This window comes from Pseudoalteromonas sp. S558 (genome assembly GCF_005886635.1).
GTDB classification, from domain to species: Bacteria; Pseudomonadota; Gammaproteobacteria; order Enterobacterales; family Alteromonadaceae; genus Pseudoalteromonas; species Pseudoalteromonas aliena.
Window position 1 is genome coordinate 1 of the sequence record NZ_PNDU01000602.1, and the last position, 456, is coordinate 456.

The 456-nt window shown below is 59.2% G+C and carries 1 protein-coding gene; it reads left to right on the forward strand.

The window, feature by feature from the left end:
• Nucleotides 1–267, forward strand: a 267-nt coding sequence (locus CWB66_RS21605) for a hypothetical protein (protein ID WP_138587016.1), incomplete at its 5' end; no start/stop codon positions are given.
• Between the last annotated feature and the right edge of the window lie 189 nt (nucleotides 268–456).

Sequence of the window (456 nt, forward strand, 5' to 3'; positions counted from 1 at the left end):
TATTGGGACCAGTTGGCGGGAATCACCTCGCCTTCTCCCAAGCCCGGCAACAAGGAACTCGGCAGCGACGGCGGCGAATATTGGTTCGTCACCGCCACCGCCGATATCGCTGCTACGGCCGCAACCGGAACTCAGGTTATTCTTACCTATCCGGCCTATACGGTGGCGGCCGGCGCAGGCGGCTTTTACACCCCGCCGGCAACCGCAGTGAAGAACGGTGATGCGCTGTGGATTCGCCGTGGCGCTTACAACGCTGCGCCGGTCTAACACTCCATAGGCCATACATCAGGGGCGGCTTCCGAGCCGCCCTTTTCCTTTCCCACTCAGACAAAGGATTTTCACCATGGCAGAGCCAATCGAACTTGATACCCGCGAAATCCCCGTCACGCCTCTGTTTCGATATGAGAGCGTCGAGGACATCAACGCTTCAGAGCGTGCGGGCCATCTCGTCAAGAA